Raw genomic sequence first — 6743 nt, 5'->3', positions numbered from 1 at the left:
AGCTATCGTTTCCAATAGTTATCCCCCGCTACCAGGCAGGTTACCTACGCGTTACTCACCCGTTCGCAACTCATCCGCTCGGTGCAAGCACCAAGCTTCAGCGTTCTACTTGCATGTATTAGGCACGCCGCCAGCGTTCATCCTGAGCCAGGATCAAACTCTCATTAAAATAATTGTTTGTCTAAACTCATTCTGTCACTGACAGATTTATTGTTTTTTTCATTGTTCAGTACTATAACTTCCGTTATAGCGCCCTGCACATTGGTTCGTCTTGTTCAGTTTTCAAAGGTCTTTGTCGCTCTCGCGCGACAACTATATTAGTATATCACGACCAATTATTCTTGTCAATATCTTTTTTCTATTTTTTTATTTTTTTTGTTATTTTTTTGATTTGCGACTATTTATTCCCTATATAAAAGGAAAGCTCCTGTATATTCTACAGGAGCTTTCTGACTGAATTTATTTATTTTTCTTTAACTTCGAGAAGTCCAATATCTCCATCTTCACGACGGTAAATAACGTTAGTTGTATTGTCTTCCACATCCTTATAGATGAAGAAGTCATGTCCCAATAGTTCCATTTGAAGAATCGCTTCATCTAATTCCATTGGTTCAATGTCAATCGTTTTTGTACGAACAACTTTTTCCAATGCAACACTTTCTTCTACTAAAACGTCTGTAAAGATTTTGCTAGTTGCAGATTTACTACGATTTTTCTTTTCAATCTTTGTTTTATTCTTACGAATTTGACGTTCAATCTTATCAACTACCAAGTCAATAGATCCATACATATCTTGAGAAACATCTTCTGCACGAAGCGTAATAGAACCAAGTGGAATCGTGACTTCAACTTTTGCAGTTTTTTCACGATAAACTTTTAGGTTTACACGTGCATCCAATTCTTGCTCTGCTTGAAAATATTTTTCAATTTTTTCGAGTTTAGAAACGACATAGTCGTGAATGGCTTCTGTTACTTCTAGGTTTTCACCACGGATACTATATTTAATCATATAAGTACCTACTTTCTAAACGTTTTTCTTTTTATATCTATATTATAACGCTTTCATTTTATTTTTGCAAATATATTTTTGATTATTCTATCTTGCTAATGAAAAAGATCTTATTTCTTTCACCCCATTTACATTTAACATTTCTTTAGCTCTCTCTATTGTTGCCCCTGTTGTGTAGATATCATCAATTATCAGTATTTTCTCCGGCCAGCTTTTGTTTTTAAACTCTTTTCGTTCAAAGGCTTGTTCTGTTTTTAATCTTTCCTTTTTATTTTTCTGTGATTGGGCTTTTGTATTCTTTTTTTTCAATACGTCTTGATAAGGGATTCTTGCAGCTTCTAAGATGGCTGTTACCTGATTAAATCCTCTCTTCTCATTTCTCTCATCGCTTAAAGGAATTGGAACAATGGTATACCCTTTATACTTTTTGAGCGCTAGCTTTACTTCCTCAGCAAAGAGACCAGCTAACAGTTGGTCCCCCTGGAATTTGTATTTCTGAAAATATTCCTTCATTTCCTCGTTATAGTAGTAAAGTGCTTTATGGTTGACACTTTTCCCTTTTCGCTCCCACTCTTGGCAATCTTCACAAGATGTCTCAGAACTTTTTTTACAACAAGTCTTGCAACTAGCTTCACTAACTGCTTCGAACTTGTTTTTACAGTTTTCACATATTGTGAGATTCTTTTTTGTCATTAAGATTAGATTCCTTAAGGATTCTTGATTGGATAACTCTTCATCACATAACAAACAGTTACTCAAAATCCTGCCTCCCGATTCATTTCTTTTATTTCTTTAATGGCTTGTGTCATTTCTTGGTTGCTTCCTTCTGCTAGGAAAAGCAATTCCCCTGTAGGTCTTTCCATACTTCTTCCCACACGACCAGATATTTGAACCAGTGCGCTCTTAGTGAACAGCCGATGATTGGCCTCAATCACAAACACATCTACTTTAGGGAAGGTGACTCCCCGTTCCAGGATTGTCGTTGAAACAAGGATGGTAATTTCTTGGTTGCGAAATTTTTCTACCAGTTCCAATCTATTTTCTGTTTTAGAGGTCACCAGTTCGATGATTTCATCCTTGAAGTTCTCTCTTAAGAGTTTAAGGATCTTTTCTCCTAATTCAATCTCTGATACAAATAGGATCAGTGGAAAGCTTGTTTTTCGTTGTTTCTTTATTAGTCTGAGTAACTTCCCTGGTATTTGCCTCTTTTCAACTTTCTTTCGTAGATCTTTTAGCCATACTTTTTTAGGAATTACTAGAGGATTTCCGTGAAAGCGCCTGGGTAGGCTAACGCGGGTTATTTCCTTTTTTTTGACCTTTTTATCTAACTCTTTTGTAGAGGTAGCTGTCAAATAGATAAGTTTCCCTTTCTTGGTTACGGCATTTGAAACGGCATGATAGAGAACGGGGTTATCAACAAAAGGAAAGGCATCGACTTCATCGATGATGAGGAGGTCAAAAGCTTGATAGAACTTTAGTAGTTGATGAGTGGTGGATATGATAAGAGGCGTTCGGAAATAAGGTTCTGAATCACCGTGCAACAAGGAGATGGGGCAGGAAAAGTCCTTTGTCATTCGCTTATACAATTCAATACACACGTCAATCCTTGGTGTAGCAATACAAACACATCTCCCCTTTTTTATCACTTCTGCCACCACTTGGTACATCATTTCCGTTTTACCCGCTCCTGTTACTGCGTGTACCATCATCGGCTTGCTATCTGTTAAGGATTGAACCAACTCTTGAGAAACCCGACTTTGAAATGGTGTCAGACTCCCCTGCCATCTTAAGACTTCTTCTTGGGGAAAAGCTTCTTGGGGAAAGTGATAGAGTGTTTGGTCGCTCCTAACTCTTCCTAATTGAATGCAAGCTCTACAATAGTAGCTTCCTATCTGCAGTTTCCATCTAGTCTTATCAATCTGGCTTCCGCAACGATTACAAAGCAAACCCGTCTTTTCCTCTACCATAGTTGGCAGTCGCTGGGCTTGTCCAAGTAGCTCCACCTCTAGTTGATCTTGGGTAAACAACCTTCCATAACAATCTTCAACTTTCATACTTATATATTCGTAAAAGCTCGCAGTTTTAAGAGTTTTTTTGTAAAATAAGTGTATGGAATACAAGACATTTAAAGAGGACGGCCTCATCCAAGAAGAAATTAAAAAATCTCGCTTTCTTTGCCATGTTAAACGGGTCTATACTGAAGAGGAAGCTCGCGACTTTATAGCTGCTGTCAAGAAAGAACACTACAAGGCAACTCATAATTGCTCTGCTTTTGTCATTGGGGAGCAGTTTGAAATTAAACGGACCAGTGACGATGGCGAACCGAGTGGGACTGCTGGCGTGCCTATGCTCGGCGTTTTAGAAAATCATGAGTTGACCAATGTCTGCTGCGTTGTCACTCGTTATTTTGGTGGGATCAAGCTAGGCGCAGGCGGTCTTATCCGCGCTTATGCCAGTAGTGTCGCTCAGGCTGTGAAAGAAATCGGTCTCGTTGAAATCAAGGAGCAAGTTGGTTTAGGGATTACCTTGACTTATCCCCAATACCAAGAGTTTGCGAACTTTCTATCCGCTCACCAATTAGCAGAATTCCAGACAGACTTCACCGATGCTGTCTTTAGTCTGATTTATGTAGATAAAGAGCAAAAAGAAAATGTGATTGCGGACCTGATTGATTTTTACCATGGAAAAGTTGAGATTAGTGATCAGGGATTAAAGGAAGTGGAAGTTCCCATTCAGCTATAAAAAAAGGCTATCACCTCGATAGCTTTTTTATATTTTACAAACCTTCTTACTGGCGGTATACTGGATACACTAACAAAGGAGTGTATATCGTATGCCAATCTATGAAAATATTACAGAATTAATCGGAAAAACACCTATTGTAAAATTGAACCACTTGGTACCTGAAGGAGCTGCTGATGTCTATGTTAAACTAGAAGCCTTCAACCCTGGTTCATCTGTCAAAGACCGGATTGCTCTTAGCATGATTGAAAAAGCAGAACGAGATGGTCTTCTTCAACCAGGTTCTACTATCGTTGAAGCAACCAGTGGGAATACAGGAATTGGTTTGTCATGGGTCGGAGCTGCCAAAGGGTATAAAGTCGTTATCGTCATGCCTGAAACTATGAGTGTTGAACGCCGCAAAATCATTCAAGCTTATGGAGCTGAACTGGTCTTAACTCCAGGTAGTGAAGGAATGAAAGGCGCTATCGCTAAAGCAGAAGAAATCGCTGCAGAACGAAACGGTTTCCTTCCCCTCCAATTTAACAACAGCGCCAACCCAGAAGTCCATGAAGCAACAACAGGACAAGAAATTTTAGAAGCTTTTGGACCAAATGGATTGGATGCTTACGTCAGTGGTGTTGGTACTGGTGGAACTATTTCAGGTGTTTCTCATGCCTTGAAAAAAGTCAACCCAGCTGTCCAAGTCTATGCAGTTGAAGCAGATGAATCAGCAATTCTTTCTGGCGAAAAACCTGGACCACACAAAATCCAAGGACTTTCAGCAGGTTTCATTCCAGAAACTCTGGATACAAATGCTTATGATGGCGTAATCCGTGTCACTTCTGAACAAGCTTTAGAATTAGGGCGCTACATTGGTGGACAAGAAGGATTCTTAGTCGGAATTTCATCTGCTGCCGCTATCTATGCAGCGATTGAAGTCGCAAAAGAGCTGGGAGCTGGTAAAAAGGTCTTGGCCTTGGCACCAGATAATGGGGAACGGTACCTTTCGACTACTCTTTACGATTTTGAACAAGAATAAGAAAGAGAGTGGGACAGAAATCGGTAATTCGTTAGAATTCGATTTCGTCGTCCCACCTCCGCACAGTTGAGTAGGGCTCTACTACTGCGTCTTGCTCGACAATCCAAAGACAATTGAGAGGCTGGGACTTTTGTCCCAGCCTCTTTTTCTTCTATCTGCAGAAACAAATTCTTATTTTCCCTGACCGGTATCACTCAAAAATTCTTTACTTTCTTTAATCCAAATAGGTAATTGCTTGGCTAATGGAGTAAAACCGATCTTATGGCGATCATTTGAAAAACGATGATGACGAAAATGTTTTCTGTTCCCAGTTTCTAGGGTTCGAAGGGACAAACTAGCCTTCCCCGAATATTCATCAATATCGATGACCTGAGTAGTAACTTCATCTCCAATTTTTAAAATATCATGAATGTTGTCAATATACCCACTGCGGATTTCAGAAATATGGATTAAACCGGTTCCCCCTGTCTCTAGTTCAACAAAGGCTCCATAAGGTTGCAACCCTGTCACAACACCCTTCAGTTTATCCCCGATTCTCATGCGTCTCCCTCAATATCAATCGATTCCATCACCACATCTTCTTTGGGTTTGTCCATGGCACCTGTCTCAACTGCCGCAATTGTATCCAATACTTGATAAGAAGCTTCGTCCATCAACTGACCGAATACTGTGTGACGACGGTCCAAGTGAGGAGTCCCTCCTTCTTCTGCATAAATCTCTGCAATAGCTTCAGGCCAACCACCACGGGCAATTTCCTTTTTAGAATAAGGAAGGTGTTGGTTTTGAACAATGAAGAATTGACTGCCGTTGGTATTTGGTCCAGCATTGGCCATAGATAGCGCACCACGGATATTGTACAATTCTTCAGAGAATTCATCTTCAAAAGACTCTCCGTAGATGGATTCCCCACCCATACCTGTTCCAGTTGGGTCCCCACCTTGGATCATGAAATCTTTAATGATGCGGTGGAAAATCACTCCGTTGTAATAGCCATCTTTCGCAAGCGCAATAAAGTTTGCAACGGTTTTTGGTGCATGATCAGGGAAGAGACGAATCTTCAGATCTCCATAGTTGGTATGAATCGTCGCAATTGGTCCTGTTTCCTGATCCATTTTTGTTTGTGGTAAATGCAATTCTTTTTCAACCATTTTTAACTCCTCTAAGGCATGTAAAATGCCATCTTCTTCTAAAGTTATTGTGACATAATCTGCTTTAGCTTTTAATGCTTCCTGGGCATTTCCCATGGCAATCGCTAAACCAGCATAGTCAAATAATTCTATGTCGTTCAATCCATCCCCAAATGTTAAGACATTTTCTGGTTTGAGCCCTAGTTTTTCTACTACCTTTGAGACACCATGAGCTTTGGATTGCTGATTCAAGACAACATCAGATGAAATTGGATGCCAGCGAACCAAACGCAATTCTTGTGCCAAATCCTCTGGGAGAGCATCGAATGCTTCACCAGTCTCGAAGGTCCACATTTGATAGATAGAATGCTTAGTAGCAAAATCAGGATCCACAGGTAAATTTGGATAGATGGGATCAATAGCCTGGCTCATCTCTTCCGTCCGAACAGACAGGGCTGATTGATGACTCCCAACCAAACCATAATGAATTCCAACTTGCTTGGTCCAAGCAATAAAATCCTGAACCAGTGGATTTGGCACCCTTTCTTCATAAATGACATTTTCCTTGCGATCAATCACGTAGGAGCCATTCAGAGTGACATAGAAGTCTGGTTGGAGAGCCTTGATTTCTTCTGGCACTCCAAAAATCCCTCGTCCACTAGCAATAGCTGTGTAAATTCCTTTTTCTCGTAATTGAGAGAATACTCTGATGATCGAAGCTGGAACATAGCCTGTCTCAACGTTTCGTAAGGTATCGTCAATATCAAAAAATACTATTTTAATCTTTTTCGCTTTGTAGCGTGTTTTTGCATCCATGTTGGTCTCCATTTAATATGCTGTCTAT

Annotated in this window: 7 protein-coding genes and 1 rRNA gene; 2 read left to right on the top strand and 6 right to left on the bottom strand. The window is 40.0% G+C overall.

Annotated features, from left to right (window positions below; all coding sequences use genetic code 11):
* The 4 genes from D8785_RS09340 to D8785_RS09320 all read right to left on the bottom strand — a co-directional run.
* Positions 1-169, bottom strand: a 16S ribosomal RNA gene (locus tag D8785_RS09340); the annotation flags it as partial.
* Positions 170-463: 294 nt separating this feature from the next.
* Positions 464-1009, bottom strand: a complete 546-nt coding sequence (gene hpf, locus D8785_RS09330) for a ribosome hibernation-promoting factor, HPF/YfiA family (RefSeq protein WP_125375215.1) — start codon at positions 1007-1009, stop codon at positions 464-466.
* Positions 1010-1096: 87 nt separating this feature from the next.
* The gene (locus tag D8785_RS09325; protein WP_185759641.1) at positions 1097-1702 is read right to left on the bottom strand and encodes a ComF family protein; all 606 of its coding nucleotides are present in this window, start codon (positions 1700-1702) and stop codon (positions 1097-1099) included.
* Positions 1703-1764: 62 nt separating this feature from the next.
* Positions 1765-3063: an ATP-dependent helicase ComFA gene (locus D8785_RS09320; protein ID WP_125375213.1), complete on the bottom strand. Its 1299-nt coding sequence runs from the start codon at positions 3061-3063 to the stop codon at positions 1765-1767.
* 55 nt (positions 3064-3118) lie between these two features.
* Between D8785_RS09320 and D8785_RS09315 the strand changes: the two genes are divergently transcribed.
* Positions 3119-3751, top strand: a complete 633-nt coding sequence (locus tag D8785_RS09315) for a YigZ family protein (protein ID WP_125375212.1) — start codon at positions 3119-3121, stop codon at positions 3749-3751.
* Between the two features lie 91 nt (positions 3752-3842).
* Positions 3843-4772 carry a cysteine synthase A gene (gene cysK / locus D8785_RS09310; RefSeq protein ID WP_125375211.1) on the top strand — a complete coding sequence of 310 codons (930 nt, stop codon included), beginning with the start codon at positions 3843-3845 and terminating at the stop codon, positions 4770-4772.
* Between the two features lie 171 nt (positions 4773-4943).
* Here the strand turns inward: cysK and D8785_RS09300 are convergent, their stop codons facing one another.
* Both D8785_RS09300 and D8785_RS09295 read right to left on the bottom strand, forming a co-directional pair.
* Positions 4944-5312, bottom strand: a complete 369-nt coding sequence (locus tag D8785_RS09300) for a S1 RNA-binding domain-containing protein (protein WP_125375210.1) — start codon at positions 5310-5312, stop codon at positions 4944-4946.
* Positions 5309-6715, bottom strand: a complete 1407-nt coding sequence (locus tag D8785_RS09295) for a bifunctional Cof-type HAD-IIB family hydrolase/peptidylprolyl isomerase (RefSeq protein WP_125375209.1) — start codon at positions 6713-6715, stop codon at positions 5309-5311. The genes D8785_RS09300 and D8785_RS09295 overlap by 4 nt, the downstream gene beginning before the upstream one ends.
* Positions 6716-6743: the final 28 nt, after the last annotated feature.

This window comes from Streptococcus australis, assembly GCF_003943615.1.
GTDB classification, from domain to species: Bacteria; Bacillota; Bacilli; order Lactobacillales; family Streptococcaceae; genus Streptococcus; species Streptococcus australis_C.
Note: the sequence above shows the minus strand (reverse complement) of the source record. Positions and strands in the feature narration are given on the sequence as shown.